The sequence below is a fragment of the Mucilaginibacter metallidurans genome (genome assembly GCF_003286435.2).
GTDB lineage: Bacteria > Bacteroidota > Bacteroidia > Sphingobacteriales > Sphingobacteriaceae > Mucilaginibacter > Mucilaginibacter gossypii.
In genome coordinates this window covers 3,677,428-3,703,005 of record NZ_CP043449.1, presented here as the reverse complement: position 1 = coordinate 3,703,005, position 25,578 = coordinate 3,677,428, and the positions used below count along the sequence as shown (strand labels likewise).

At 38.7% G+C, this 25,578-nt stretch carries 35 protein-coding genes and 1 tRNA gene; 18 read left to right on the top strand and 18 right to left on the bottom strand.

The annotated features are described in order from the left end of the window. Nucleotides 1-155: 155 nt before the first annotated feature. Complete coding sequence (locus DIU38_RS15760) at nucleotides 156-758, top strand: hypothetical protein (protein ID WP_149354112.1); 603 nt, start codon at nucleotides 156-158, stop codon at nucleotides 756-758. Nucleotides 759-891: 133 nt separating this feature from the next. Further along, on the top strand, nucleotides 892-1,209 hold the full coding sequence (locus DIU38_RS15755; RefSeq protein ID WP_022833677.1) for a hypothetical protein: 318 nt from the start codon (nucleotides 892-894) through the stop codon (nucleotides 1,207-1,209). A 113-nt stretch (nucleotides 1,210-1,322) separates the two neighbouring features. On the opposite strand, the gene DIU38_RS15750 is transcribed toward DIU38_RS15755, so the two are convergent. The 3 genes from DIU38_RS15750 to DIU38_RS15740 form a co-directional block, all read right to left on the bottom strand. After that, entirely contained in the window at nucleotides 1,323-2,336 is a 1,014-nt protein-coding gene (locus DIU38_RS15750) for an IS1595 family transposase (RefSeq protein ID WP_112658802.1), read from the bottom strand. A gap of 68 nt (nucleotides 2,337-2,404) precedes the next feature. After that, nucleotides 2,405-2,476, bottom strand: a tRNA-Ser gene (locus DIU38_RS15745). A 64-nt stretch (nucleotides 2,477-2,540) separates the two neighbouring features. Next, nucleotides 2,541-3,020, bottom strand: a complete 480-nt coding sequence (locus DIU38_RS15740) for a hypothetical protein (protein ID WP_022833680.1) — start codon at nucleotides 3,018-3,020, stop codon at nucleotides 2,541-2,543. A 1,085-nt stretch (nucleotides 3,021-4,105) separates the two neighbouring features. Here DIU38_RS15740 and DIU38_RS15735 point away from each other — a divergent pair. After that, the gene (locus tag DIU38_RS15735) at nucleotides 4,106-4,339 is read left to right on the top strand and encodes a hypothetical protein (RefSeq protein WP_112683133.1); all 234 of its coding nucleotides are present in this window, start codon (nucleotides 4,106-4,108) and stop codon (nucleotides 4,337-4,339) included. Here DIU38_RS15735 and DIU38_RS15730 read toward each other — a convergent pair. From DIU38_RS15730 to DIU38_RS15705, 6 genes are all read right to left on the bottom strand, one after another. After that, complete coding sequence (locus tag DIU38_RS15730) at nucleotides 4,311-4,502, bottom strand: hypothetical protein (protein ID WP_112658800.1); 192 nt, start codon at nucleotides 4,500-4,502, stop codon at nucleotides 4,311-4,313. The genes DIU38_RS15735 and DIU38_RS15730 overlap by 29 nt on opposite strands. 88 nt (nucleotides 4,503-4,590) lie before the next feature. Continuing rightward, nucleotides 4,591-5,697: a hypothetical protein gene (locus tag DIU38_RS15725; RefSeq protein ID WP_112659016.1), complete on the bottom strand. Its 1,107-nt coding sequence runs from the start codon at nucleotides 5,695-5,697 to the stop codon at nucleotides 4,591-4,593. Between the two features lie 24 nt (nucleotides 5,698-5,721). Beyond that, nucleotides 5,722-6,162, bottom strand: coding sequence for a hypothetical protein (locus DIU38_RS15720; RefSeq protein WP_112659018.1), 441 nt, complete (start codon nucleotides 6,160-6,162; stop codon nucleotides 5,722-5,724). Nucleotides 6,163-6,373: 211 nt separating this feature from the next. Further along, nucleotides 6,374-7,093, bottom strand: a complete 720-nt coding sequence (locus DIU38_RS15715; RefSeq protein WP_112659020.1) for a hypothetical protein — start codon at nucleotides 7,091-7,093, stop codon at nucleotides 6,374-6,376. A gap of 45 nt (nucleotides 7,094-7,138) precedes the next feature. Then, the gene (locus DIU38_RS15710) at nucleotides 7,139-8,398 is read right to left on the bottom strand and encodes a PBSX family phage terminase large subunit (protein ID WP_112659022.1); all 1,260 of its coding nucleotides are present in this window, start codon (nucleotides 8,396-8,398) and stop codon (nucleotides 7,139-7,141) included. A 48-nt stretch (nucleotides 8,399-8,446) separates the two neighbouring features. Further along, nucleotides 8,447-8,914: a terminase small subunit gene (locus tag DIU38_RS15705; protein WP_167516198.1), complete on the bottom strand. Its 468-nt coding sequence runs from the start codon at nucleotides 8,912-8,914 to the stop codon at nucleotides 8,447-8,449. Nucleotides 8,915-9,089: 175 nt separating this feature from the next. On the opposite strand from DIU38_RS15705, the gene DIU38_RS15700 reads away from it, so the two are divergent. From DIU38_RS15700 to DIU38_RS15680, 5 genes are all read left to right on the top strand, one after another. After that, the gene (locus tag DIU38_RS15700) at nucleotides 9,090-9,593 is read left to right on the top strand and encodes an antitoxin Xre/MbcA/ParS toxin-binding domain-containing protein (RefSeq protein ID WP_091163237.1); all 504 of its coding nucleotides are present in this window, start codon (nucleotides 9,090-9,092) and stop codon (nucleotides 9,591-9,593) included. Between the two features lie 97 nt (nucleotides 9,594-9,690). Continuing rightward, nucleotides 9,691-10,155 (top strand): RES family NAD+ phosphorylase, encoded by a 465-nt coding sequence (locus tag DIU38_RS15695; protein WP_167516197.1) that lies wholly within the window; start codon nucleotides 9,691-9,693, stop codon nucleotides 10,153-10,155. An 83-nt stretch (nucleotides 10,156-10,238) separates the two neighbouring features. After that, a complete protein-coding gene (locus DIU38_RS15690) occupies nucleotides 10,239-11,483 on the top strand; it encodes a BamA/TamA family outer membrane protein (protein WP_112659026.1) in 1,245 nt (414 codons plus the stop codon). A gap of 274 nt (nucleotides 11,484-11,757) precedes the next feature. Further along, entirely contained in the window at nucleotides 11,758-12,354 is a 597-nt protein-coding gene (locus DIU38_RS15685; RefSeq protein ID WP_112659028.1) for a hypothetical protein, read from the top strand. A gap of 146 nt (nucleotides 12,355-12,500) precedes the next feature. Continuing rightward, nucleotides 12,501-12,791: an RNA recognition motif domain-containing protein gene (locus DIU38_RS15680; RefSeq protein ID WP_090523751.1), complete on the top strand. Its 291-nt coding sequence runs from the start codon at nucleotides 12,501-12,503 to the stop codon at nucleotides 12,789-12,791. Between the two features lie 291 nt (nucleotides 12,792-13,082). Here DIU38_RS15680 and DIU38_RS15675 read toward each other — a convergent pair whose 3' ends face one another. From DIU38_RS15675 to DIU38_RS15665, 3 genes are all read right to left on the bottom strand, one after another. Further along, nucleotides 13,083-13,430: a hypothetical protein gene (locus DIU38_RS15675; RefSeq protein WP_091163240.1), complete on the bottom strand. Its 348-nt coding sequence runs from the start codon at nucleotides 13,428-13,430 to the stop codon at nucleotides 13,083-13,085. Between the two features lie 218 nt (nucleotides 13,431-13,648). Beyond that, a complete protein-coding gene (locus DIU38_RS15670; RefSeq protein ID WP_112659030.1) occupies nucleotides 13,649-14,161 on the bottom strand; it encodes a GNAT family N-acetyltransferase in 513 nt (170 codons plus the stop codon). A gap of 209 nt (nucleotides 14,162-14,370) precedes the next feature. After that, nucleotides 14,371-15,072, bottom strand: coding sequence for a S24 family peptidase (locus tag DIU38_RS15665; protein ID WP_112659032.1), 702 nt, complete (start codon nucleotides 15,070-15,072; stop codon nucleotides 14,371-14,373). 205 nt (nucleotides 15,073-15,277) lie between these two features. Between DIU38_RS15665 and DIU38_RS15660 the strand changes: the two genes are divergently transcribed. Together DIU38_RS15660 and DIU38_RS15655 are read left to right on the top strand one after the other, a co-directional pair. Then, complete coding sequence (locus DIU38_RS15660) at nucleotides 15,278-15,472, top strand: hypothetical protein (protein WP_112659034.1); 195 nt, start codon at nucleotides 15,278-15,280, stop codon at nucleotides 15,470-15,472. A 67-nt stretch (nucleotides 15,473-15,539) separates the two neighbouring features. Further along, nucleotides 15,540-15,956, top strand: coding sequence for a hypothetical protein (locus DIU38_RS15655; protein ID WP_090523766.1), 417 nt, complete (start codon nucleotides 15,540-15,542; stop codon nucleotides 15,954-15,956). Between the two features lie 92 nt (nucleotides 15,957-16,048). On the opposite strand, the gene DIU38_RS15650 is transcribed toward DIU38_RS15655, so the two are convergent. Continuing rightward, the gene (locus DIU38_RS15650; protein ID WP_112659036.1) at nucleotides 16,049-16,354 is read right to left on the bottom strand and encodes an alpha/beta fold hydrolase; all 306 of its coding nucleotides are present in this window, start codon (nucleotides 16,352-16,354) and stop codon (nucleotides 16,049-16,051) included. 133 nt (nucleotides 16,355-16,487) lie between these two features. Beyond that, nucleotides 16,488-16,826, bottom strand: coding sequence for a hypothetical protein (locus DIU38_RS15645; RefSeq protein WP_091163246.1), 339 nt, complete (start codon nucleotides 16,824-16,826; stop codon nucleotides 16,488-16,490). A 197-nt stretch (nucleotides 16,827-17,023) separates the two neighbouring features. On the opposite strand from DIU38_RS15645, the gene DIU38_RS15640 reads away from it, so the two are divergent. Both DIU38_RS15640 and DIU38_RS15635 read left to right on the top strand, forming a co-directional pair. Further along, nucleotides 17,024-17,359 carry a hypothetical protein gene (locus DIU38_RS15640; RefSeq protein WP_146750477.1) on the top strand — a complete coding sequence of 112 codons (336 nt, stop codon included), beginning with the start codon at nucleotides 17,024-17,026 and terminating at the stop codon, nucleotides 17,357-17,359. A 171-nt stretch (nucleotides 17,360-17,530) separates the two neighbouring features. Continuing rightward, a complete protein-coding gene (locus DIU38_RS15635; protein WP_091163248.1) occupies nucleotides 17,531-17,893 on the top strand; it encodes a helix-turn-helix domain-containing protein in 363 nt (120 codons plus the stop codon). A 108-nt stretch (nucleotides 17,894-18,001) separates the two neighbouring features. Here DIU38_RS15635 and DIU38_RS15630 read toward each other — a convergent pair whose 3' ends face one another. From DIU38_RS15630 to DIU38_RS15620, 3 genes are all read right to left on the bottom strand, one after another. Then, nucleotides 18,002-18,643: a tetratricopeptide repeat protein gene (locus DIU38_RS15630; RefSeq protein WP_149354111.1), complete on the bottom strand. Its 642-nt coding sequence runs from the start codon at nucleotides 18,641-18,643 to the stop codon at nucleotides 18,002-18,004. After that, nucleotides 18,637-20,235 (bottom strand): tetratricopeptide repeat protein, encoded by a 1,599-nt coding sequence (locus tag DIU38_RS15625; protein WP_149354110.1) that lies wholly within the window; start codon nucleotides 20,233-20,235, stop codon nucleotides 18,637-18,639. The genes DIU38_RS15630 and DIU38_RS15625 overlap by 7 nt, the downstream gene beginning before the upstream one ends. Before the next feature lie 204 nt (nucleotides 20,236-20,439). After that, nucleotides 20,440-20,661: a hypothetical protein gene (locus DIU38_RS15620; RefSeq protein WP_129568850.1), complete on the bottom strand. Its 222-nt coding sequence runs from the start codon at nucleotides 20,659-20,661 to the stop codon at nucleotides 20,440-20,442. 252 nt (nucleotides 20,662-20,913) lie between these two features. On the opposite strand from DIU38_RS15620, the gene DIU38_RS15615 reads away from it, so the two are divergent. The 5 genes from DIU38_RS15615 (at nucleotide 20,914) to DIU38_RS15595 (ending at nucleotide 22,933) form a co-directional block, all read left to right on the top strand. Continuing rightward, on the top strand, nucleotides 20,914-21,558 hold the full coding sequence (locus tag DIU38_RS15615; protein ID WP_243770735.1) for a TetR/AcrR family transcriptional regulator: 645 nt from the start codon (nucleotides 20,914-20,916) through the stop codon (nucleotides 21,556-21,558). A 125-nt stretch (nucleotides 21,559-21,683) separates the two neighbouring features. After that, a complete protein-coding gene (locus DIU38_RS15610; protein WP_112659042.1) occupies nucleotides 21,684-21,947 on the top strand; it encodes a VOC family protein in 264 nt (87 codons plus the stop codon). Between the two features lie 39 nt (nucleotides 21,948-21,986). Beyond that, nucleotides 21,987-22,268: a YciI family protein gene (locus DIU38_RS15605; RefSeq protein WP_112659044.1), complete on the top strand. Its 282-nt coding sequence runs from the start codon at nucleotides 21,987-21,989 to the stop codon at nucleotides 22,266-22,268. A 106-nt stretch (nucleotides 22,269-22,374) separates the two neighbouring features. Then, on the top strand, nucleotides 22,375-22,590 hold the full coding sequence (locus tag DIU38_RS15600; protein WP_090523792.1) for a hypothetical protein: 216 nt from the start codon (nucleotides 22,375-22,377) through the stop codon (nucleotides 22,588-22,590). 127 nt (nucleotides 22,591-22,717) lie between these two features. Beyond that, entirely contained in the window at nucleotides 22,718-22,933 is a 216-nt protein-coding gene (locus DIU38_RS15595) for a hypothetical protein (protein ID WP_090523794.1), read from the top strand. Nucleotides 22,934-23,055: 122 nt separating this feature from the next. Here DIU38_RS15595 and DIU38_RS15590 read toward each other — a convergent pair whose 3' ends face one another. Next, the gene (locus DIU38_RS15590; RefSeq protein WP_112658366.1) at nucleotides 23,056-24,594 is read right to left on the bottom strand and encodes an IS1182 family transposase; all 1,539 of its coding nucleotides are present in this window, start codon (nucleotides 24,592-24,594) and stop codon (nucleotides 23,056-23,058) included. A gap of 328 nt (nucleotides 24,595-24,922) precedes the next feature. On the opposite strand from DIU38_RS15590, the gene DIU38_RS15585 reads away from it, so the two are divergent. Next, on the top strand, nucleotides 24,923-25,549 hold the full coding sequence (locus DIU38_RS15585; RefSeq protein ID WP_167516196.1) for a hypothetical protein: 627 nt from the start codon (nucleotides 24,923-24,925) through the stop codon (nucleotides 25,547-25,549). Nucleotides 25,550-25,578 lie beyond the last annotated feature (29 nt).

Sequence of the window (25,578 nt, the reverse complement as noted above, 5' to 3'; positions counted from 1 at the left end):
GTTATCCATTGTGCGGGTGAGTTGATATTGGGAACATAAGCAGCAAGATTGCCGCCATACTTATCTCCGAGTTGTTTGGCCGCATAAACTACACAGTACGGATACTGAATTTGACTGAAGCTGCTTGTAAATCCTTCGTTTGAACCATCATCATAATGCTGGGCGTACTCAACCGTATAAGCGGCACAGAGATTGGTATCGCGATGATCAACCTGGTTATAATCGTTGCTGTCGGCCGGGCATTTATATACTACTTAGACCCTATTTTCATGTTAAAATCTTGTGTTTTGTTATGCTATTTTGAATTATTAACTTGTGCTTTTATCAATTTTAGCTATAAAATGGACTTAACAGATGAACAAGTTTTAGCACAACTAAAAGTGCGTAGGGTGAAGCTAAAAATGGAGTTAGACCGGGTTGAAGTGGCGATAAAAGCGTTTGAAAATATAGGCGAGATAAACATACTGGATGCTATGCCCTACATGATGGAGGATTTAGAAGTTGATGAGGATTTGTTAATATCAACATTAATGTACAATCCTAAGATGACGGCAGAGAAGAAAGTAATATTTACTTTGAGTAAGATAGGTAAAGGTGATGCAAGTGATATAACAGAGTATATATTGAGGATTGACGGCCACATTAAAGACACTAAGAGAGCGTTTGAGCGTATCACCTATGTATGTAGCCGAATGTTTAAGAGCGGTAAGATAACCGCTGAGAGAGTGGGTAAAAAGAATGTGTATATGTTAAGATAATTTTAGTTATCAACATATTATAGATGAAAACTATTTAAAAACATATAATTTGTTGAAAACTTTTTTAAAATCTATTGATGTGGAATAGTATTTGTTTAGATTTGCATGATTAAAACTTAATCCTAACCTCTCCATGTCTGATAACGCATCAAACCAACCATCACTTGATGAAGTTGTTAATAGCTTGTCTAAAGCTGTTGTTTATTTAATTAAAGATATTACTGCTACTCGAAAAACCCTTTCCGATGGCCTCAATAAAATAGATGACAACTTTAAAGAAATCAATAAAAAAATAGACGCTTTATCAAAAGATACAGGTGAAAACTTTGTAGATGTTCACATGAACTTAAAAAGCATTAAATCTGAAATTTCTAAAATAAATAAAGTGACTGGCTATGAGGAAACAATGAAAAATCTTTCCATTGTTCATAACAAATCGAAACAGCAATAATTTATTTATTTTCGTTTTTAACTGTTTTCGTGGGTTGGGCTAATGATTGCATCATAGTATTAAAGTCAATGCCCAATCCATCCATTTTTTGATTTATCTTATCGGTTTTAGGTTTAGGCGTTTGCTTGCGTTTCTTTTGGCTCATACGTTAATACTTTGTAAGTAATCTTATAGTTAGACAAAGATATTAATTTATCGAACCTTTGCGCCTCGGTTAGTTCTCTTGAATTAAAACGGAATGCAAATTCCTCTAAATATTGGTGAACGTGTTTAGGACTGATAAAATGGTACGTACCATAGACACCACGTTTAAGCAATGACCAAAAGTTTTCAATGGTATTGGTGTGTACTTCACCCCGAACATATTCTTTAAGCATGTGCTTAATAGTTTGATGCTCGTAAACTCTATTCATAGTGTTATAAGCTACATGTTCATCTGTCATTAACTTTGTGCCTTGATGAACTGATTTAACTAAGAACGGTATAACGTTTTCATGATCCGTGGCTTTAAGTGGTTGTAGCTTTACTTTCCCTCCCCTTTCAATAGCCCCAATTACGCCAATTTTACTACTTGAACCTTTTTTCTCAATAGCCTCGGCCTTATGCTTGTGCATATTGGCAACCTTACCACCAATGTAAGTTTCATCAACTTCAACAACGGCTTTAACCTCGTTACCCTTATTATCGAATGTAGATTTGCCAATTTTCTCATTACTCTCAAATGATTTCATCTTAAAGGCATATCTAACACGCTGCATCATAAACCACGCTGTTTTTTGCGTTACGCCAATGTCACGGGCAATCTGGACACTACTAATACCTTTCCGGTGGGTTGATAAGATAAAGATAGCCATGAACCACTTGCTTAACTCAATAGGGCTGTTTTCAAATATAGTACCCTTAATAGCTGTAAACTTCTTACGGCATTTGGCGCATTTATAGCCCTTGTAAGCACCTTTTAACTCATATACTTTATCATGGCCACAATGAGCGCATTTAACATTACCTGCCCAACGTAATTGAGTTAAATACTCAATACATACAGCTTTATCTCTAAAGTGAATAGCTATATCATTTATGGTTCTAAATGGTAGTGTTTTACCTAATGGTGGGTGCTCCTGCTCCATGATAAATAGTATTGACTAATTAATTTGTATAATTTAATTATCCTACTTACCTTTGAAGTAAGTAAGAGAGCTCCCGCTCGGATTCGAACCGAGATTAAAACCGTAGCAGGGAATTGTTCTATCCATTGAACTACGGGAGCTTAACCTTGAAATCTTTAAAACCGCTTCGCTTGCATGCCTCGGAAACATCAGTGAAGCGGTTTTTTATATCACTATTTTTGTCTTTAGCTGAACTGCATCATCGCTATATTTATGTTCAGGCAATGGAAATCCTTGTTCATCTATCCATGTAGGACTACCATAAAAAGTATTGCTATTATTTGTGCCAACTTGAACTTTAACAATAGAACCATCTTTTAATAAGATGTTCTTAGCACTACTCAATGATGCTTTAACCTCTTCAACTTTAGATTTAGGCTCAAACTCCATAACTAATGAAGTCATTTCATTAATACTCAAAAACCTATTAGTTAGCTTTAAAAGGCCTGCAATCTTTTCTTTATTACTTGCATCCTTTTTATATGGACGTTCATATACCAAAGCCTCAATACCACTATAAGCAGGTATTTCTTCTTCATCCAAATTAACCCCATATAACTTTAGCATAGCATCAATATGCTTTAATTGCTCAAGGACATTTAGCCTTTGAGCCCTTAGTTCTGAAATAAATTGATTGTTGTACATAATGCCTCGGATTGATGACGTCAAATATACAGGATTGAGAAGCATAACTCCAAATTTATTTTAGAGAAAAATTAGAGGTATATTTAAATATACATAACAGGGTGTATTACGACATAATGTAACTTAATGTGCAGTAAATTAACGTAATTAGATGTATTGTAAGCTACATTTGTTCCTATAGGAATAGAGGTGACACAATACTGTCACTTGACACTTGACAAGATAAAAGTACATACTTATACTTGTTCTATCTATCATTTTAATATCACCATCTTTATCTCTATTATCATAACTGCATAAAAAAAGCCTAATTACTTAGGCTCTAATTTCTTTGTTTAACTTTATGCTGTATCTCATCCCGGAATATCCTATCACCATGTTTATTAACAACTGCTCGTAATAGTGTATCTTCCCAAAGTACAAACACACTACCAACATTACTACCAAACCTAACAGCAATAGTTTAACCTGCATCTGTATTAACCGATCCTCGGGCGTTACAATCAAATACTGCCTTGTGATAGCATAAGCCACATAAAACCACAGCAAATAGCCTATAAGCATTAGTACACGCTCTATAAGCCAATGGTAATCTAATACTATCATCACTAACTAATCTTAATGAAATTACCTAACAGCCCTAAGTACGTGCTGCCAAAGTTTATATATACACTACATACAAAGAGATTACATTCCCGGCGAATACCATACTGGCTACGGTTACCAATGTGATCTTTGAATGTATTAGGTGAGGGATTGGTGATTAAGAAAAGTAATGCAACACATATTGTTATCCATTGCTTACGGGCCAGTTCAGGTAATTTCATTTGTTGTGGTAATTGTGTGATGGTATTAATAAAAATAGGCGTAACTAATATCACGCCATCACAAGGCTTACCACGGCCTAACAAAGCAAAATGATACAGTTACGCCATAACAGCGTACTATTATCATTCTCCTTTGCTTTATTCTAACGTGTGGTAATTTAGTGAAGCAGAGAATTAAATACTACAATATTTTAATCACCACTAAAATAGAAAGAAAATTGAATTTAACAGGTATATTGTTAGCCTAAACTTTAAATCATGGGATTACCAATTAATGTAATAAGGGCTATTGTTAAGAGAAAAACGGCCAATAACCTACCATCATCCAGCCAAACAGAAATACTTATTCCAATAGAAAGTATTGCAGCCTATAAACATTTGTCGGGTGTTGATTACCAACTCTATCTAAAGAAAGATTGTGAAATTAATTTAGGATACGAAATAGAAAGTATAACAGGAAAAATTAAATCTCCTCACATTCAATTTTTATAGGTATTTCCTCAAATACTATAGCCTTTGCCTTACTTAACACTCTTTCACACTCATAAGCAGTAAGCCCGTTAAGTAGTGGTAATATGCTATTGGCTATTTTTTCAACTTTATTACTTAACTCAATAGCGCCTTGGTCTATTGTTCTAACAATTTCATTGCCCATATTTTAGCAGCATTATTACGCCTATTCAAAGCTATTACTTATTTCAACACATTTTTAACACACTACATAACAATAAACCTTTGGGTCACTATTGTATATAGCTACCGTCGGCCGGGCGTAGCAAGCTCTGTAAAAAGTTTGACAGGTCTGCTTTTACTAAGCCGGTATTATCCGGCCGGTTTACTGATTTTATGGTTGATTGTATACCGGTGAGCGGATCGGTATAAGTAATCCGTGTATGCAACTCATAATACGGGTACATGCTGTTGATATTGATAAAGCCGGTAGTTTCACCGTTTATAAAGGGAGTATCAATCACTATGCTATTAGTGCCTGTTACTTTTTCAATGGTATAAACTCCTTTATAAGCGTTTGACTTCAGATAGATTTTATCCCCTTCCTTGACTTTAACCAGCCCCGTATTGGTATCTTTAAAATTGGCGTTAACACTGATGCTGGCATGTCCTTTTTCGCTGTCGGCTGTTATGCTTTTAATCGTGAAATCTTTTCTTTGATAGGTAAACACAATAGGATTGAATGCTGCGCTCCAGCGTGATACATATCCATCGGGGAGCATTACCGAAGGATCACCGGTTAACAGATTGGTGGATGTTGAAATACTAACCTCCGCGGTATCTGTACAGCCTAAGGGGTTACTGTCTTTTACAAGTATGTGTTTTAACCCTCCGCTTAGGTTTGTAAAAACAGGAGACGCCTGCCAGTTTGCACCCAGATCGATACTATACAATATGGATGCAAAACTTGAGGTCGCGTTAACTGTAATCTGAGCGTCGGCAGCTCCCGGGGCTGACTCGATCTTATTGATAGCTATATAATTTATCTTCAGATCACAAACAGAGGGATTGGGGGAAGGATTGTCACCGGCTTTGACAGCAATTATGCTGAATGATATATAATTGCTCCGGATCATATCTCCCTGAGGACTGTATTCATAGTCTCTGATAATGCCCGAATAGAGCAGGAACGATTGCCCGGCTACCGTAACAGTATAGTTGCTTGTATACCCATTTTCGTTACGCTGATAGGTAACCTCGCAGTTATTGCCATTGGTAGTCTGCCTGGTATCAGCATCAATGATGCTGATGAACACATCGCCCTGGTCAATTTGCCCCCCATTTTGATCGGGGTAGGTTGTTGAGCTGATGGTTTCATTAATGGTGGCTGTTATATTCATTTTTTTATTAGTTAGAATGAGGGTTTAAAAAGCATCAAAATACATGGCCGATAACGCTATGGTTAAACCAATACCGGTGGTGTTAACATCAAATTTGTTATAAACCGGCACACATTTGGCTTTTTGTCCTGCTTTAACCCTGAAGTACCGCCCTTCGCCTTCCCTGTATTTTGAGGCTTTTACCACAAATTGATTAGCCATTTGCAGTGCCTGCGATATATAGGTTTCATTTTCGGCGGTGAACTGTCCAAAATCTGTTTTGAGCAAAAACTCCATATAAACGGTAAACATATTATCAACCGAGCCATTAACCTGCGGACTTACCTCAATAGGCTGAAGGGGGTAAAGAAATACACAGGGAAAGGTGATATCATCTGCAAGGGTATTCAGTTCGGCATGGGTGCCATAGGCAAATGCCGGGTTGCCATTAAGTGTTTGTACAATAGCTTCTATTTGGTTACGCATAATAATTCAGGCCCCGATCCCTGGATTTGGGGTGGTTAGATGTTTTTGCCTTGCAGGGATAAGGCACTTTAAGTTGTAGTTTGAGATAGCTCGCTATATCGTTTTTGATATTCAGCTTCGGTTTTGTTAAGCAGCAGTTTGGTAAGCAAGCGCTCATATGGCATACTCATGATCAAGTCCCATTTGGTAATATCGCCGCCTGCTAATGAGTTTACAGTGTTGATGTATTTAAATTTTTCGAACGACTGGATCCCTGCCCTTTTTTCAAGTATAGTAGGAGCCGATGCCAAAAGCTTATTCTCGGCATCGATAAGCTGGGATAACAGGTAAAAAAATGCTTTGAGATGGGCAGTGCCTCCGTTACCCGTAGCTTTTTAACTTCATCCATAAAGCTCTCTACCTCATATTCGTCATATTTTTTACCTGTTGCCCGGCAATAGAAGTATTGCGCCAATACCTGACAGCACGCATTTAATGAAGGATTAAAATGTTCCTGCCAATCATCTTCGCCATGGGTTTTTATATCAGCATTTATTTCTTCGGCTATGATATCGCGGGCTGCCATAAAAGCGCCGGCAGGCTCAACCGAAAGGTTTTGCATTACTTTTACCTTTGTTTTTTGGAATGGTGCCCCGCTGTCCCGGGATAACATAAAAATTACCTCTTTGGGGATCTCGTTACTGTTGTACAGGTGTTTAATCTGGTAGGATAAAGAAAGCACGGCATCGCCAAACTGGTGCAGGTCATCATAGTTTTTGATGTTATGAAGCTCAGCAATCGGTATGCCCGAAAGTATGCTGATGGCCTCAAGATCTGTTATATCGGGCCGGGCTTGCAAATCCATTAGTTGGCCGAGGGTTACTTCATTTAATTGCGTTGGTATCCGGACCCGTAACTTGCCCTGGGTTGTTTTTAATATTTGTTCTGTCATATCTATTAAGCCTGTATCGGTTTTGTGGTTTTTGATTATGGATGTTTAGATCAGCCCGTATAATGCCCCTGCTTGTTGAATACTTTGCTTGTGCGGCAGGCGTGATTGAAGTTTTCCGGTGCCGTTTATTTTTAATTTATTAAGGGCGATATATCTTAAGGGATCTATCAAATGGTTCCATGAGTCAACCGGTTCATTGATGGTTTTGCCTGTTACATCTACGCGCCATTTATAACGGTTAAGCTCGTTGCGCAGGTTTGTACTATTGCGGGTTATATTTATTTTGTAGCGTTTAAGGATATCAATAGAGTTTTTAACACTATCGGCGCCTTTTTTTGCAGCTGTAACACGCCATCCCAGGCGTTTTAATTCTTCTATTGATTTGGGTTCTGCACTATCTGCAATAATTTCGCAGTTAAAACCTACACCGGCCTCTTTTAATTTTGAGGATATATCTGTGTTGGTTAGGCCTGTTTTGTAGAGTAACTCGTTTACCCACAATTCACCGTTTTGCTGATATACTTCAATGCATCCGGTTTCATCATTAGTAAAGCCAAAATCTAACCCCAGGGCTATCAAACGGGCATCGGCCGGGATAGATTCGCAGATATACCAGTTGTCAAATATAAGCCCGGTTATTTTGCCGGTTAAACCACGGGCGTATACTTTCCATAGTTCAATATCAACAGTTTTTAACGCTTCTATTTTATCACGTACTTCCTGACCTAAAAACGGGTTATGCCGATGGTCGGACACTATAAGTTGTACTCCTGGTTTACCAATTAAGTGCTCATGTACCCAAAAGCCGGTATTGGGGTTATAGTCAATAAAAATGCGCTTTTTAGTGCGCAATGCCAGTTCTGTATATACATCCCATGTAAGGCCATTGGCTTCGTTGATAAACAGGTAGTCGCGCTTTCCGGATTTTGCGTCCTGGCCGTTGTCGTAGCTTTTAAACTCAATTATGCTACCGTTGAGAAACTCGAAAATACGGTCGCTTTTATTATAGCTTTTAATTTTTGCCTGTAATACTGGCGAAGAGCTGTGTATATTTAGAGCATCGCGCAGGGCGCCTGCTTTAAGGTTAGGGATATCCTGTCCAACTATGGTGATCACCTGTTTGGGGTTTTCGCAGGCAAGGCAAAACAGCGCCTGCTCAATGGCAAATGTTTTACCGCTGCTGGTGCCTCCTTGGTTAATTACCACATGCGCGGTTGAAAGATAATTTTGTTTGAACAGGACAGAGCAGTGAAAACCTTCCGGCTCTTTAAATGTAATGTCGGTGATTACTTCTTCATCGGTCATTGTTACTGATTTTAATCTGATAGCTGAGGTTGCAAACGGGTACCGGGGTTATAGTTTTACCTCTTTTTCGCTACCGGCAGGAGGAGGGCCGGAGCTAAAAACCTTTACTGTTAAAATGTTCCCTGCTTCTGTATCTGGTAATGGATCATGTTTTTCGTTCCACCCCATATTTTTTAGCGCGAACATTGCCCCGGTTACATTTTGGTGCAGATGGGCTTCATAGCAGGCTTCTACGCGTAAAACGCCCTGTTTAACTGCCTGTGAAAAGGGGCCGTGCTGTACATATGTATAAAACTCCTGCCGGCTGCTAAAGCCAAGGGCAAGGGCCAGCCCTGATAATGTTGCAGGTTCGGGTTCACGGTCCCAAACCTTTTGTTCAATAGTTTCTGCATTGTCTTTACTGTTTTTTACCGGTTTTTGTTCAATATGATATTTCCCCTTTATATAGGCGAAATATTTGTCAATAAGCCGCTCAACCTGGGCGGCGTTATTAAAGGAAGATATATCAGGCTTCATTATGTTTTGAATGCCGATTGGCATAAATGAATAATCAAATGTCGGGAATATTTTTCACAATTACTAATTTTATTGGTAATTTTTTATTTAAGCAGATGTAGGCGGATGGGCATAGTGGTGGAATGAATAAAATGTAAATATTTTCTTTTTTAATAGAAAATATTTACATTTGTGTATGAGCAAAGCAATTAAACGTAATACAGCTATTGAAGGCCGGCAAGGGCAGGCTGCATCCCGCCCTTATGTATTTACCGATGCGCCTATGCAGGTTTTTAATGATCTGCTGATGCCTTATGAAACCTATTTTAAATCGCCTTTGGCTAAGCTTGGGGCTATAAAACAAGGGTTGCGTTCAAATTCCATCACTGATTTATTAAAGGTAACCGGTGCTACTCAAAGTGATATTGCCAAATGGTTGCATATAACCGAGCCTACTTTGCGTAAGCATTTGCAAAGTACACATGAGCTAAACCAGGGGCTGAGTGAGCACATCATTCAACTGTTTGAGCTTTTTGACAAAGGCCTGGATACCTTTGGCTCCCTTGATGAGTTTAAAGGCTGGCTAAAACATTATAATCCGGGTATTGATGCTATCCCATTTGATTTGCTCGATACCATAACAGGCATTGGTATTGTAATAAGTCAGCTTATCCGTATTGATTACGGTGTGCTTGCCTAAAAATAATTATTGAATTAATGATTTAGTGAATTATCGATTGCATTTTTAACGCAAATTTATGATCACTAAATAGGTTATTAATCTTTCCTTCTATCTTTTGAACGTTTACCGGATAAGTCAAACCAAGTATGCCCATGACCGCAAAGGTTCAGGAATTGACGGCCGATGGAATTCATTGGGGCAATATATGATCTATACAGGCGGTTCACTTGCTCTTTCATGCCTTGAAAAACTGGCGCACTCGCCTGGTACTGCTTTATATGCCGGAGATTTTTCGGTTATTATATTTCAGATACCGGATAACCTGCCTGTTTTTGAAATCACTGTAAACAAACTCCAAAAACTTAATGCCAACTGGCACAAGGTAATTAACTACCCGGTTACTCAATTGCTTGGTGATACCTGGCTTCGTAAAATGGAAACGGCCGTATTAAAAGTGCCATCGGCAATTATTGACCTGGAGTATAATTACCTACTTAATCCGGCCCATCCCGATTATAACAAAATAACTATCAGCAGTGTAAATAAGTTCACTTTTGATCCGCGGCTTAAAGCGCAATAAAATCTTGTACAAACAAATAACTTAAATAATTATTTTATAATTGCACGGATAAACCTTTACTTTTCCTGCATCGAATAATTATAATGGGTATTAATAAAACAAGCATTTTAATTTTTGCAGGCTTGCTCATAAGTATCAGAGTACACGCCCAGGATAAAAGATACATCCCGATAGGGCACACTAAATATAAAGATACAATACTGGTTACCCATCCCGACACTACTTTTGAAAAAGATATATTTGACGTTATAGGGTCCATTTTTGGTGAAAGCAAGAAGCCCGGCAAAGTTGATTCTGTAACTTCAAAACCGGTAATATCAATTATTCCGGCTATAGGTTACACTTTACAAACAGGGCTGGCGGGTACTATATCGGGCAATGTGATTTTCAGGTTAGCACCCGATACCCGGATCTCCACTATAACGGTAAACCCTGCTTACACTCAAAATAAGCAGGTGATCGTCCCCATCCAATCAAACATATGGTCGAAAAATAACAAATATGATTTTATAGGCGATTTCAGGTTTTACAAATATCCGCAAAGCAGTTTTGGCTTAGGCAGTAATTCTGACAGGGATAATGAAAATCCCCTGGTTTACAGTTTTTTTCGTTTCCATGAAACTGTTTTGCGCAATATATCCGGAAATTTTTACGCCGGTTTGGGGTATATTTTTGATGACAGGTGGAATATGTACGAGAAAGGTCAGTTAAACGGAAAAACGTCCGACTATGAAAGGTACGGCCCCGTTAGCCGCGCTATATCAACCGGGATAACGTTTAGCGGGCTCTATGACAGTCGCGACAACCCGATTAATGCATCGCGCGGATTCTACACCTCATTACAGTACCGGGATAATTATACTTTTTTAGGCAGTACAACTGCCTGGCGCTCTTTAATTGTTGATGTGCGCAAATACTTCAGGTTTCCGGAAAGCTCGGACAACGTGCTGGCCTTTTGGTCATACAATTGGCTGGTAATTAATGGTCGGCCGGCATATCTCGACCTGCCCGCTACAGGGCATGACCCGAGCTTTACTACCGGACGCGGATACATACAGGGTAGGTTTAGAGGGGCGCAAATGGTTTACCTTGAAAGCGAATACCGGTTTAAAATAACCCGTAATGGTTTACTTGGAGGGGTAGCTTTTGTAAACGGCGAGTCGTTTTCGGCGGCACCGGGTACGGCTTTGCAAACTGTGCAGCCTGGTTTTGGAGCCGGTTTAAGAGTTAAACTGAATAAGGTATCCAAAACAAACATAGCCATTGATTATGGTTTCGGGCGCGAAGGGTCAAAAGGCTTGTTTATTAATGTGGGCGAAGTGTTTTAATTGGCCGATATTGATTTGATTAACAGTATATTGTCTGTAATTTGTATTTTAATTTTTACATTTTGGATGGTGAAAATTCCTGAAAATAGGCCGTAGCTTGTCCGTTTTTTGCATTTTTATTAAAAGTGCATTACCGCGCATAAACCGGCAACTTTAGCATGACTATTGACGTATATTCATATAAAGGTTAAAAAAAGTTAAAAAATTAATTCGTTTAACCATATTTAATGAAATTTGTAATTATTTATTGCTATGTTTATTCGCCAGTAAGCCTATGATACGTACCAGTTTTACTAAATGGTTTGTTTTACTAAGTTTATCCATTTCGGTGGCTTTAACTTCCTGCCAAAAAGACGAGGAAGTGAAAGATATCAGCGCGGTTAAAACATCAAGCAGTAAGGACAGCGTATCGTCAGTAAACATTATCAATACTCCGGGTAATTTTCTTGCAGGCAAAGGTACTTTAAAAGTTACCATCGAAGATTCAACTTACACTTTCGATGCCAGCCAGGATTCAATTGCATTCATAAACGTGCATAATGGCGATAACAAATACTTTGGCATCACAGCTATCAATAAAGCGCATAACATGAGTTTTGGCATCAGTTCGTTAGGATTGGCTTCGGTGAAAGCCAGCAGCGACGTAGCCGGAAGCCAGTTTCTGTTTAAGGTTGATGAAAAAAAACCATTACTTCAATATACCCTGACCAAATATGCCGGGCAACAGGATTTTGGTAAGATTGATATAGATCAGTATAATCACGAAAATATGATTGCTAAAGGTACTTTCTTTACCTTTTTAGCTAAAGACGATAAGTCTGACTCTCCTTTTTACCGCGTTGAGGGAAGCTTCGAGCTACAACTCAAATAAAATCCGGTTCTGTTTTTAACATTTGGTTTGGAAATTTTATTCAGTAATATGAAGGTAAAAAAGCCATTACCTGATGATCATTAGTGCTGGGCGAGGCAGGAATCCGGCTCTTTTTTTGTACCTTTACGCAAATTTTAAAAACATTGATGAAAGTATTTATTGCAGGTCTTCCTTTAGAAGTAGATGAGGCCGAATTAACAGCTGTTTTTGGTGATTTTGGGCCGGTTAAATCGCTCAGGATTATTAAAGATCGCGAAACAAAAGAGAGTAAGGGTTTTGGTTTTGTGGAGATGGTTAACGAGGATGAAGCGAAAGAAGCGATACGTTGCATGAATGGAGCAAGTTATTATGGCCGCAGGATCACGGTTAACGTAGCCGAAGATAAAGGTCCTGGCTTTAACGGCGGTGGCCAAAAAGGTGGCTTCAGACGTAATTAATACCAACTAAAACATTATTCTTCTTTTTAAAAATATTAGCCGGCTTAGTCCGGCTTTTTTTGTTTTTGGCGATGCCGGATTTTGTAATTTAAATCATTTAAACTAATTTGTTGCTTTCCAAATAACAGCCCTGAAATTGATCTGTTTACGTGCGCAATTTAATGGGCACGTGCTGCCGGCCGGGACTTATTATTACGTGGTTGATCTTAAAGATGGTAAGAAACCGCTGTCGGGGTATGTAACACTTTTAAAGTGATATATGCAAGCCGGCGCAATTAAGTAACTTATTGTTTATGATGCTTGTGCCAGTGAATTGTTAACATCGAGGTTACTAAGTAAGCTGTCAAGCTTGAGGTTAAATTCTTTCAATTTGATATCGCCTTTTTCAAAAGCCCCTGTTAAGCGTGTCAACTCCTGTTCAATACTTGTTACAATGGCATTGTTGGTGTTAGTAGCATTCTTTTGTAAATCTTCAATTACTTCTATTTTATGTTCTGCAGCTTTAAGCAGGTATAGTTGTTGCACATCGGCGGTTATATGACTACTATCGCCAGCTTTTGTGTTTTGCCGTTTGTTAAATTCAACTAAAATTATGGCAGCAATAATAGCCGCGATTACCAGTATCATGATAGGTTCCATCTTCTTCTCTTTTTATTACAACTTTATCACTCCGGCAGAGGCCTGCGGTTTATAATTACTATAAATATAATTGAATAAAAAATAAACTAAAAAGGCATTGTTGATAAAATGCCCATTTGTGAATAACTATTGAGAAATGCTTGTAAGTTTTGTGTAAATGTGTGAAGTTTTGAATAGATGTAAATAGCTTAACCCTGCCGGGTCGCTGTTATAGGTTGTTATTGTTTGTTATTGAGTCGTTTTTCGTAGCACAAAAATCTTAAGCCCGGCCTTATATCTAAGCTAATCTCGCCCGCCAAAACATAGCCCATCTTTGGGAACAGCTTTTGCGTTGCGTGGTTCGCAATATTGGTGTCAATTCGTAATATATTTATTCCGCGCTGTATAGCTTCATGTTCGGCCTGCTTAAGAAGTGCTGTGGCGACGCCCCGGCTCCGGTAGTTAATGTTTACAGCAAGCCGATGCGTAACTATGGCAGCTTCGTCGATATCAAGCCCGGCCTGTGCATATTCTGCATCCTGATCGGTAGTTATGGCAGCCACACCTGCTATTGCTCCTGTAACTTCGGCTACCCAAAGCAGGTTAAGGTTAATATCTCTGGTAAATACTTGTTTATTGGGGTAGTCATCATCCCATTGAAAATTACCTGCTGCCTTCATGCCAGGTATTGCGTCAGCTACAAAAGCTAATATCTGCGGTATATCATTGAGGGTAGCCAGCCGGATTATCATTTTATCTGTCAAGCAAATTGTAATTAAAAATAACGAAGTTTTAAGCTATGATAGCTTGATTTTTGTAATAAATAATCGGCTTATTTCGCTGTGGGCCGTTTTATAATACTGTTTGGATGTTAATTTATAGGTATGATAACCGCTCACCGGGCAGGCAACAATGGCGGTGGAATTTGTTGTTCTTTTAATAAATTCTACCGCCATGCTGGTTAATGGTTATGCTTTTTGTGGATGTCTTTAACAAGGCAAAGTTTTTTGATGTCGGCTACTTTTATAATAAATGGGGCATATTTGAGCCGGTTGCCAACCATTTCGGTTGTATTATCTGAATGTGCAATTACTTCATCAGGGCTATCCCCTGCAAGCAGGCGTTTATACATTCGGTAATCCCCCCACTCGATGTAATAAACCTCGCCGGGTAGGATCTTTTTGTCATGAATTATTTTTAGTGCAACCCAGCAGCCGTTTTCAAGATATGGGTACATACTGTGCCCCCAAACCGGAAGTGCGAAATCGCAATCCTCAATGCCCGGGAAATTCATATGACCAACCGGCTGTGAATCATTAATGTCGTTATATACTTCTACGCCTGAAGCGGTTGCAGAAATTTCATACATAGGTATGCCCTCACTGTGTTTGGATACAGGCTTTGATTCAGAGAAATTCTGTTTTTTGTCTCCGATTATGTATTCTTTGTATTTTTCTTTAAAAATACGGAGTTTTTCTGGGTCTATGTTCTGTCGGCTCTTTATTATTTCAGTGATCGAGCTTGGCGAGTTAAAGCCTAACGCTTCAGCTAATTGAGCATTTCCGTTAAAAGCTTTTCCCTTAAGCTGATTGTAAAGTATGATAAACTCCAATGTTTCGGGCCGTACAATCTTTATTTTGTTTGGTTTTATCTCGTCTTCCATGATGAAAATAATTTAAAGATTTTTCTTGATTATAATAAAGATTATTCTGTATATTTGTTTCGTTGATAAACGCTAATGTAAGTCATATTATTTACAAATCAAAATGTTCGTTTCGTTTTATAAAGAGTATTCTTTTGTTAAAGTACGATATTCTGTAATTTAAAATCAAGAAATAATATCAATAAATAATCAATATCATACCACCATGCATATAGTATTTTCGGCCCTGCGGCAATTGACAGGAAGTAATAACAATCAAAATAATCGAGATACTTTGAATGAACATGAGGCTTTGCAGCGCTTTGAGGGTTACAAAACTGCATGTGAAAAATATAGAGATGAAATTGCTGCTATCCAAAAATATATGCCGGGATGGATGCCCGCTTTTAAACGGTCATAACCTGGTTGCAGGTATTACGGTCTAAAATGCTCAATTAAAATAATACGAAATCAATACACTAATTATCATGATAAAAATTTCTCAAAAACTTAAAAGCCAGCTTTGGTGGCTTATTATATCGGTTGATTATGATTACAGCCGGATAACTATTGCCGAACACGATATTACCGATGAAGTGCTTACTTTGTGGCTGGAGGATAAACAGGATTTTAAAAACTCAATTGATGAATGCCTTCAGGTAGATATCCGAATCCGTGACCTTGCCCGGATCATTAAAGCCGAAAATCTGAATAGTTACGAGGGTACCAAATTACACCCAACCAAAAACTTTGCCTACAAGGCCCGCATCGAAATTAACACCCCCTTGCAATGGTATAAAGAGGACGCCTCGTCACCCGAACAGCAATGGACCCGCGAAGCTGTATTGAAAGCTTTGCTTACACAACTTGTAGAAGAAGGTGCAGCAAGCGATTATACTTATTAAATTAGCTGTAAAATATGCTATTTGGCATTTATTACATAATTGACCGTGTTGTTAAATTTGCTTTAAATACTGTTTCACAGGCTTGAAATCATTCACCGTACATGAGTTACGGTTTTACCTGATTGGGCATAACCAGGCAAATCAATCGTAATAGCCCGGCATTTATTACCAAGGTATTTTACCTGATTGTTAAAGTAACTTTTGTTAATGCGCCGTCCATGTACAAAAAGCAATGTGGTATCACCTTTGCCCGTATCTGTATAGGCAATGTTAACGCCATGGTTGCTGATTTTTACGGCAGACTTATCAATAGCGTTTTTGTTTTGCGGGTGCTGGGTGCAGGCATACCACAATCCAATTGAGGTTGCCAGTGAAAACAATGCGGGTAACTTTTTCATACAGACAGATAATTATATGCAGCAGGTTCGCTATATAAATATCCGTTTATGAATAGGTTGCAGCAAATGTTTAACTTATTTTAACAAAGCGATCATTGTTGCCTAAAGGAGGGCCGGGATGCAGGTCCCGACGCTATTTTACTTTTACCAGCTGTTGTTCTTTTTCAATATGCTCAACAAGCTCCAAATCTTCGCTAACAGCTTCGGCTTCCGGACTTGCGTAGTTTAGTTTGCGGAAACGCCACTGGGCAAAAGCAGGTTCCTGGAAGCGGTTTATCAGTTTAAAAAATTTGGGGAAATTGTGTACTTCTTCCAACAACAGGCCGGTTACAATACCATTGTTATCAAGTATTTCGCGTATGGTGTATTCCTTATCTTTGGTGATCCAAATCTCAAAGTCCTGCCGTATTTCAGCCATCTTTTCAGGATCTATTTTGTCGTTTATACAAATTACCTTATCGCCCGGTTTCATAATGATCGCAATTTTATGTATTTCTTTTGTTAAGAGATTGTGAATGTAAAGGTCGGCTTTTTATGCATATTTTAAAATTTGTGCACGGGGATTTTTGTGTTAGAAAAATATTCGAAAAAAGTTTTAAATATTATGCAACCTTATTTTATTGGCTCCGTATTAAAATGTATAATGAATGTTTAATATCAGTGCTTTATATGGATTATTTTTATTTGTTTATGATAGCGGGGCTCGGACTGGTATTTGTTATTTTACAGTTTGATAAGCAACAACGCAGCAGGGTTAACTTATTGCTGAAAAACGCGAATGATGTGCAGCCGTTACTGATGAAACGATGCATGGATCAAAAAATAAGTAAAATTAATGCCGGGCTCAGTGCTGATACCTGTCATATGAATATTCGTAACGATGCGAAGCAAAAAATAGGGGCAAACCTGCAACAGATAGCAGATGAGTACCATGCAGGAAAGATCAGTTTGCCGATTTATAATGATAAGCTTGACGAGCTGCTTGAAAATTTAGGAAATAAATAATTTATGGTTTAACCAGAGTTTATTTTATTGTCATATATAGTTTTTGTTGGTTAGTTTTACTTTAAGGTCATTTGCTGTTGGGGCATTTGACCTTTTTTGTTTTGGGTGTTTGTTCAATAAAGCAATTATATATTGCATGGATAAACAAAATGATTATTATTGCAGTCACTTATGTCTGACGAAGCGATTATAAAACGGTTAAAGGTAGTTGTTAAAGAGCACGGCGGCCAGCTGGGGCTTGCCGGGGCCATTGGTGTTGATCAGGGTTTCATTAGCAAGGTGATCAACAAAAAGCAGGATATTAGCTATTATCTTATCCGCAAACTCTGTTTCCAGCTTAAATACTCGCCCGAATGGCTTATTCTTGGCACAGGCGAAAAAATAATCAACAAACCCGAATCGGCCAAGCTTATTACCGAAATACAAATGATGCGTACCGAGGTTGATATTTTACAGGCCCGTATGCGCGCCTACGAAATGGAATTGAAAGAGCTGCGCGCGCAATTACATATAGAAGATAAGAAGGCGGTATAGTCGCTCCAAAGCCGCGTAAATGTAAAAGCCCCTTTCGGGGCTTGGTTGTTATTTATAGATCAGTTAATAGTTACTTATTATACGAGTATTGTAAATGAAAAGTTATTGTTATTTGCAATATTTTATAATAAAATCAGATGCTTCTTTTACGCCCATACTTAAAGCGTTATTCATATCGGCGCAACCGCCCGTTCTATCATCAAGGGCTATTTTTGCAAGGCTCCTTTGTAGATAAGCACGGCCATTTTTCGCGTCAAGGCTTATAGCGGTATTACAGTCCAAAATTGCTCCGTTCAGATCTTTCAAATTTATTTTGGCGACAGCCCTGTCAATATATAGATCAGGATTGTTAGGGGCAAGTTTAACCACGGCCGCAAAATCTTCTTTCACTCCCTGGGCATCCCCGAGATTGCTTTTAGCAATACCACTATGCGAGTAAGCTTTTACATTGGTATCGTTCATATAAATGGCATTATGATAATCATCGGCAGCGCCGGCATAATCCTTCATAGCCATTTTAGTATCGCCCCTGATTAAAAAGGTTTCGTCGTTTGAGTAAATTGACACGGCACGGTCGAGATCAGCTAGGGCGCCTTTATAGTTTTTAAGTTTGGCTTTTACAAAACCCCGCGCTTGCCATACTAAAGCGGTTGAATCTGATAATGAGTCAATTTTTAGTGCGTTGCTCAAATCGGCTATGGCGCCGTTGTTGTCTTCAGCGTCTGCTTTGGCCAGACCCCGCTTCAACAATAGTGTGATATTTTTAGGGCTTTAAGTACACCGATATTATAATCGGCCATGGCCCCTTTGGCATCGCCGGTGGCGGCTTTTGCTTCACCCCGATAAAGGTAAAAATCAGCATTTGCAGGGTTAAGTGCTATAGCCTTGTTAAATATTTGTACGCCATTGTTAGTGTATTTATAAAAATTATTGATTTTACCCAATCGTGAATAACCATTTTGTTGTTGTGGGGCAATACTGATCAGTTTTTCGAGGTCAGTTACAGCCGCGGCATAATCGCCCAGTTTGGTTTTTTCAATGGCCCGGTTTAAAAAGGCATAAGTATAAACCGGGTTTATAGCAATGGCCTTCGTATAGTCGTTAATAGCGGCTAAGGGAACCCCCAAATCGCGATAAGCATCGCCGCGCGACAGGTAAGCTTCGTCGCTTTTACTGTTCAAGTTGATTGCTTTTGTTAAATCGGTAATCACTCCCGCGGTATCCTTCATGGCCATTTTAGCTTTGCTTAAGGTTACGTAAGCACTTATACTGTTGGGGTTTATTTTAATTGCCGAGTCGGCATCAGCCCTGGCGCCTTCGTAATTGCCTAATGCCAGCTTTGAAAATGAACGGCTTTGGTATGCATCGCCGTTTTTGGGTTCAAGGGCAATAGCTTTGTTAAAATCTTCCAACGCGGCATTATTATCTTTTTTGTCGCTCTTAATAATTCCACGATATAGGTACAGATTTGCATTCCGGGGAAATTGAGCAATTGCCTTGTCGAAATAATCAAGAGCGCCATTTGAATCGCCCAGGCTGCTTTGGGCATTGGCCATGTAAAGCAAAAGGTTTTTAAGGTTGGGGTTGATAGCGGCCGCTTTTTTATAATCATCAACCGCGCCTTTAAAATCATTTAGTTTTGCCCTGGTATTTGCCCGGTAAAAATAAGCTTCAGCGTTATCGGGATTAAGCGATAGTGTTTTGGTATAATCAGCAATAGCGCCATTATAATCGTTTATGCTGGCCTTGCTGCCTGCCATGTATTGATAGATTTCGGCGCTGTTAGGGCTTAGTTTAACAGCCTTATTATAATCAGCAATGGCTCCGGTAAAATCGTTATTATTGTTTTTGGCCAGGCCCCGGTACTTGAAAAGATCGGCGTTATTTGGTGTAAATTGAAGTGCCGTGGTAAAATCGGCAATAGCGCCGGTATAATCGCTCATGTTACTTTTGGCATTGCCCCTGTAGTGAAACATGTCTGCCGTTTTTGGTCCCAATGCAATCGCGCGGTCAAAATCAATAATGGCGGCCTGATAATCTTGTATGGCAGCCTCTGCGTTGGCTTTATAAAGGTAGGCGTTGGTCAAATCGGCTTTTAGGACAATGGCCTGAGCATAATCATTAATAGCTGCTTTATAGTCTTTGAGGTTGCCATATGCATTGGCCCTGTAATAAAAAACGTCCGCGTTTTTGTTGTTTAATTCTATAGCACGTGTAAAATCTTGTATAGCATCTTTGTAATTCCTTACATTGGCTTTTGAGTTTCCCTCCTGGATATATTTACTTGCTGTTTGGGCAAGTGAACATAGCGGCAAAAAAAGCAGAAATAGAATTTTTTTCATGAACACGGCAGCGGTTTATCAAATATCAATAAAAAACTGTTATTGACTATGGCAAAACTTATACCATAATGAAATATCTTATAACTGATAAGAAAAGAGTGGGGGGTAATGGGCATTGGGGATAAAATTGGGGCGTAAAAGCCCCAATTTTAAAGAGTTTAATTACAACCGGGCAGGAATATTCCTTTATTTTTTAATCAATGATCAGGAAAAAGAAGCTTCGTTTGTCCTATCCTGATTCCGTTTTTTTCCATATGCTATCGCGGCTGTACAAAGCGCAATGCACACCAATAATGCTACCTCAATTACAACGTGAATTACCGGAACCTTGCCAGGGAAGTTTGACAACAAAATACCTGCATCTGGAACCAACAGACCAACAAGCGGGAAGCAAAAGAACATTCTCAATATTATTAATTTTTCCATAATTATTAACATTTAGTATGACAATGCTAAGGTACGTATTATTTCTTTGTAATTTAAATAAAATTGCATTCATTCCATTGAAACCCTCAAAATCAGCCGGCTAACAATTTCGAAGGCATCGTTTACAAAAAGCCTTTGCAATTTTTAGTTAATTAAGTGATGATAGAACATTGCATTGCGGTTATTGTTTTAACGTCCGTGTTTTTTTATAGATTTTTTTAGGGTGATATAGGTTTTTAGCCCATATCCAAAATGAATAAAAATAAATTTTTAAATAAGCGAACGCTCACTTATTTTTGTGTTGAAATGAGGCCACGCGACGAACATAAAGAATACCAAATACGCCAGAAGGCGATAGAATTGATAGTGACTGAAGGTCTTGACGGTTTTGGAGTGAACAAGCTTGCGCGGTTGGCTGGGGTATCACCCGCTACTATCTATATTTATTATAAAGATAAAGAAGAATTAATAAGCAGTATTTGCGTTGGCGTAGCTGAAAAGATGATGACTTTTAGTCTTCAAAATTTTTCGCCTGATATGGATTTTGCAGATGGGCTGAGGGTACAATGGCGCAACCGTCTTGAGTATTTCATGCAATGTCCGTTAGATATGGAGTTTATTGAAATTATGCGCTATACCCATTTTTATGAAAAAGTAACCGCTATGCTTACCGTTAATTTTGGGCAGGTACTGGGAGTATTTATGCGTAATGCCGAAAAAAAGCAGCAACTGATACCACTGCCTTTTGAGGTTTATTGGGCAGTAGCATATGCGCCGCTTTATCAGCTTATCAAATTTCATAATCAGGGCAACAGCTATGTGAATAGCAGTTTTAAATTGGATGATAAACTGATGGAACAAGCACTTGGGTTGGTTTTAAAAGCATTAAAGCCTTAATAATTATGTCAGCAACAACTATTAAACTTAATCATGTTAATTTGCCGGTGACCGATGTTGCCGGCTGCTCTGAATTTTTTAAGTAATATTTTAACTTTAAATGTACCGGTGTAAAAGGTAATAATATGCTGGCCGTAATGGAAGGCGAGGATGGTTTTATCCTGGTGCTTATGGCTGATACCTTTAACCGGAATGGCAATAACAGTTACCCCGATGCTTTTCATATCGGTTTTTTGGTTGACAGTCATGAACAGGTTGCCGAAGTTTATGACCGGCTGGTAAAAGGGGGAGTAGCTGTAACGCAAGCCCCTGCGCCTTTGCGTGGCGGTTATGGGTTTTATTTTAATGCTCCGGGTAACATATTAACAGAGGTTACTTGTTTAGCTTAATCAGTTTAATAATTAAGTATTAAATAAAATAGTCAACTTATGGTACATGCATCAGCCTATAAAGATCCGCATCACGTGATGCTTTTTTTTCAAGAGATTGACAGCCTTGCGGATAACGAACAATGTTTAGTTGATAGAAATGGTTATTACGCTGACCTTAAAAGCAATGGCAAAGTTGTTATAAGCGGTAGTTTCTGGAACCAGGATAGAAACTTTGTAATTGTTTCTGTGTCAGACGATAATGAGCTTGTTCAGATTATTGAAAACGATCCTGCAATAAAACAAAATGTACTTGAATTGGTAAAAGCAATGCCTTTTTAACCCTTTTTTAGGGTGAAAATACGTAGTGTAAAATGGGTTAAAATACGGGGTGCGTCACGCTTGTATATCCGTATACTGCACAATATTTTTGTGTAAACGGATGCCCATGGAGCCTTTTGAACTAAGAGTTAATAAGCGGACTTATAAAATTATACCTTCGGTTGTTAATGAAACTACCTTCAGTGTATTGAACTACTCGGCTTTTTACACCATAACCCGGTTAACAAAAGGTTACTGGGAAATTATTGAGCATCGTTTTGGAGATCATCTGATCCCGCTGCAAGAAATAGGCCGCTCAATTGAGGAATATTATAAACTCTGATGCTGTTTAAATCTATAAAAACTCACATTAACCATATCGAAAATATTTATTGCTTTTTAATAAATATTATTTTTCATTACTCTCTAAAGTGTTAAATTAGACGTATTAACTGATACCTTAAAATATTATGGAAAAATTAGCAATTTTAAGAATGTTTGCCGGCTTTCCATTGTTCGGCTTATTACTGCCTGATATTTCTACTTTTATAGTTGGCCGTTTCCAAGATATTTCGCCGTTTCATATATACATTGAATGCTTTTTATTTCTTTTTATAATTGCTTGTACATTGGGCATAGCCTATATCCGGAAACTTGGCGACAGGCCAGGTTCGCAGTTGCAATAATAAATTACTGGCCTCGGTCAGTTACCGTAGTTTTTAACATTAATCATTATAAACCAAATATATTGTTTAGTACCCTTAAAGCCCTGTTGCCCGGTTTATTTGTGGCCGTTGCGCAACAGGGCTTAAAATGGCTGAATAATTAAATTGCAAAGCAAATGATTATTCGGCCATTTGCTTTTATAGTCAATGCTGAAAGCAGTTAGTATGTTTGCTATCTTCAATAAACAGGCCGATAATGTATTGATTACGGCATCAGAATGGTTTCCCGGTAGCTTTCTTTTTCTTCTTCTGATTTTTGCAGGTATACCATTGACAAGTTTTTTAAGGTTATATGCAATGGCGGCCATGATCATACATTTATTGGCCAATTCGAGCCCTTTTGTGTTTACCTGTTTCATGCCTGTAAAATTGATCAGGGTGCCCAGTACCGGTTCTACCGTACTTTGTCTTACTTTCCTGGCCTTGCTCCCTTGTCGGGTTTGCATGCGTTCATGCATTTCTATATAAAGGTCTTTAGCTACGGAATCCTTAAACACTTTAAAGCCTTGCAGATTAGCGCAGGTGCTTTTAAGCGGACAGTCCCTGCAATCTTTAACACTGGTACGATATATCTTATGGGTATTATCGTTCTCTGCTTTTTTGAAGTTGTGAAAAGTAAGGTATTTGCCTTCAGGACAAACATACCGGTCTTGCTCCCCGTCATAACTGAAGCCCTGCCGGCTTTCCCTGCTTTGACATCCTGGCCTGTTAGGTATGAAGCCTTTAATATGATTACCAGCTAAAAACAGAAGCGCCGCTTCACCGCTATAACCTGTATCGGCAAGCACATCTTCTATTTCCATGCCATTATCTTTAAGGTTTCCGGCGACATGGGTAAGGATCTCAGGTAGGCATGGTGCATCTCCTTTATCTGCATGGAAGGCCTGGATGTGTGTAATAACGTGGTTTTGTGTATCTACGCTTACATGAGCCGAATAGTTCAGCCGTGTTGTTTTTCCGGGTTTCACCGATAACCGGGCATCAGGGTCTGATGGGCTGTAACGCTTGCTGTTCGCTTTCTTATCAACTTTAGCATTCTTTCTCGGCTTAGGCTTAGTGTTTTCATCCGGTATGTCCCCAGCCGGGGCTTCATCATTATGATCGTCCAATTGCTTGCCATAAGTTGCCGCATCATTCATGATCTCGCGTTCTACCAAACTTGACATAGCTGCATTGGCTTTGACAAATGCGCTATCGATAGCCTGTCTTTTACCTGCTACCAAACCTGCATCAATACACTTTTTCAGAACCTGTTTAAAGACAGCTGTAAACTCCTCTTCTCCGTAAAGCTGGCGTGTGCGGCTTAATGTCGAATGCCAGGGAAGTTCTTCATCCAGATCATATCCTATAAAATAGAGGATATCCATGCGCATACGTGAGGTAGCAATAATGCGCCTATCGCTATTCAGGTTCTCTAAATAACCAACAAGCATTAGTTTGAAAAACACAACCGGGTCAATGCTCTTTTGACCCTCTGTACCATAATATTTGCTGGTCGTATCATAAACAAAGTTCAGATCGAGTATACTTTTCAAACGCCTGTAGAAGTTATCTGCTGGAACGTAGTCTGAAAGCTGAAACCGGATAAAGAGCTTTTCCTGATAATCTTTTTTGCCTTGCATATCCTTAATATACAAAACAAATATCTGATTGTCAAATGTTTATAAAAAAACTAACCCAATCGAACTTTATTCGACTGGGTTAGTTGAAAACCTCAGTTTAGTTGCGCAACGGCCACATTTAGGCCGGGCTTTTTTGTGGCTTTTACATGTTATGAAATTAATTTAGTGTTCGGGGTTAACTTTATTTTTTTATTTTTACGGGTAAATGAACCCTAAACACCATTATCTAACTTCTCCCCGTAAGGCGCACTTACTCCTCATGAAAAAATCAGCTATCTGTTGTAAGATATTTTTACTATTTATACTGTTTTGTTGTTTTAATACTGCTATGGCCCAGCATCATTCAAGCCGGGCGTTAACGTATGGTGGCGGAGGCAGTGGCGCCGTTAATTTTAGCGATGGCTGGGGCATAGCTGCCGGTACAGGTGTTGATATCCCGCAGGGTAATACTAATTACACGTTTAAGCCTGCCTATAGTTTTAATGCCAGCGTTTATAGGTTTTTAGGTCCTTTTACCGCAAGTATAAGCTTAGGGTACATGAACTTTAAGCCGGATGAATATTTAATTTCGGAGGAAGTTGAAGGTACCGGCTCAACTGCAAATACGTATTATGCGGATATGCCCGTAATTGCCGCGTATGGTGGTGCTGCTTATAATATTGACATAGCCGATAACTTCAGGGTATATGGCGGTGTGAATTTAGGAGTATATTTTACCGACTTTGCTGTAGGTTATGAAATTGACGGCGTAGATCCATTTGTTTATGATAAATGGTCGCAATCATTATATTATGCTCCTAAAGTAGGGGTGATATTTCCGATAACTCCTAAGTTAGGGGTCAGCATCGAATCAAAATATAATTTTTTTTCCCAGAAACTAACTTTGGGCGATGTTTCGGGAAAACAAAACTGGAACTCCTTTTCGCTTGGTGCCGAACTGGTTTTAAAATTTTAAATTGTTATAAATAATAGCATAACAATTTA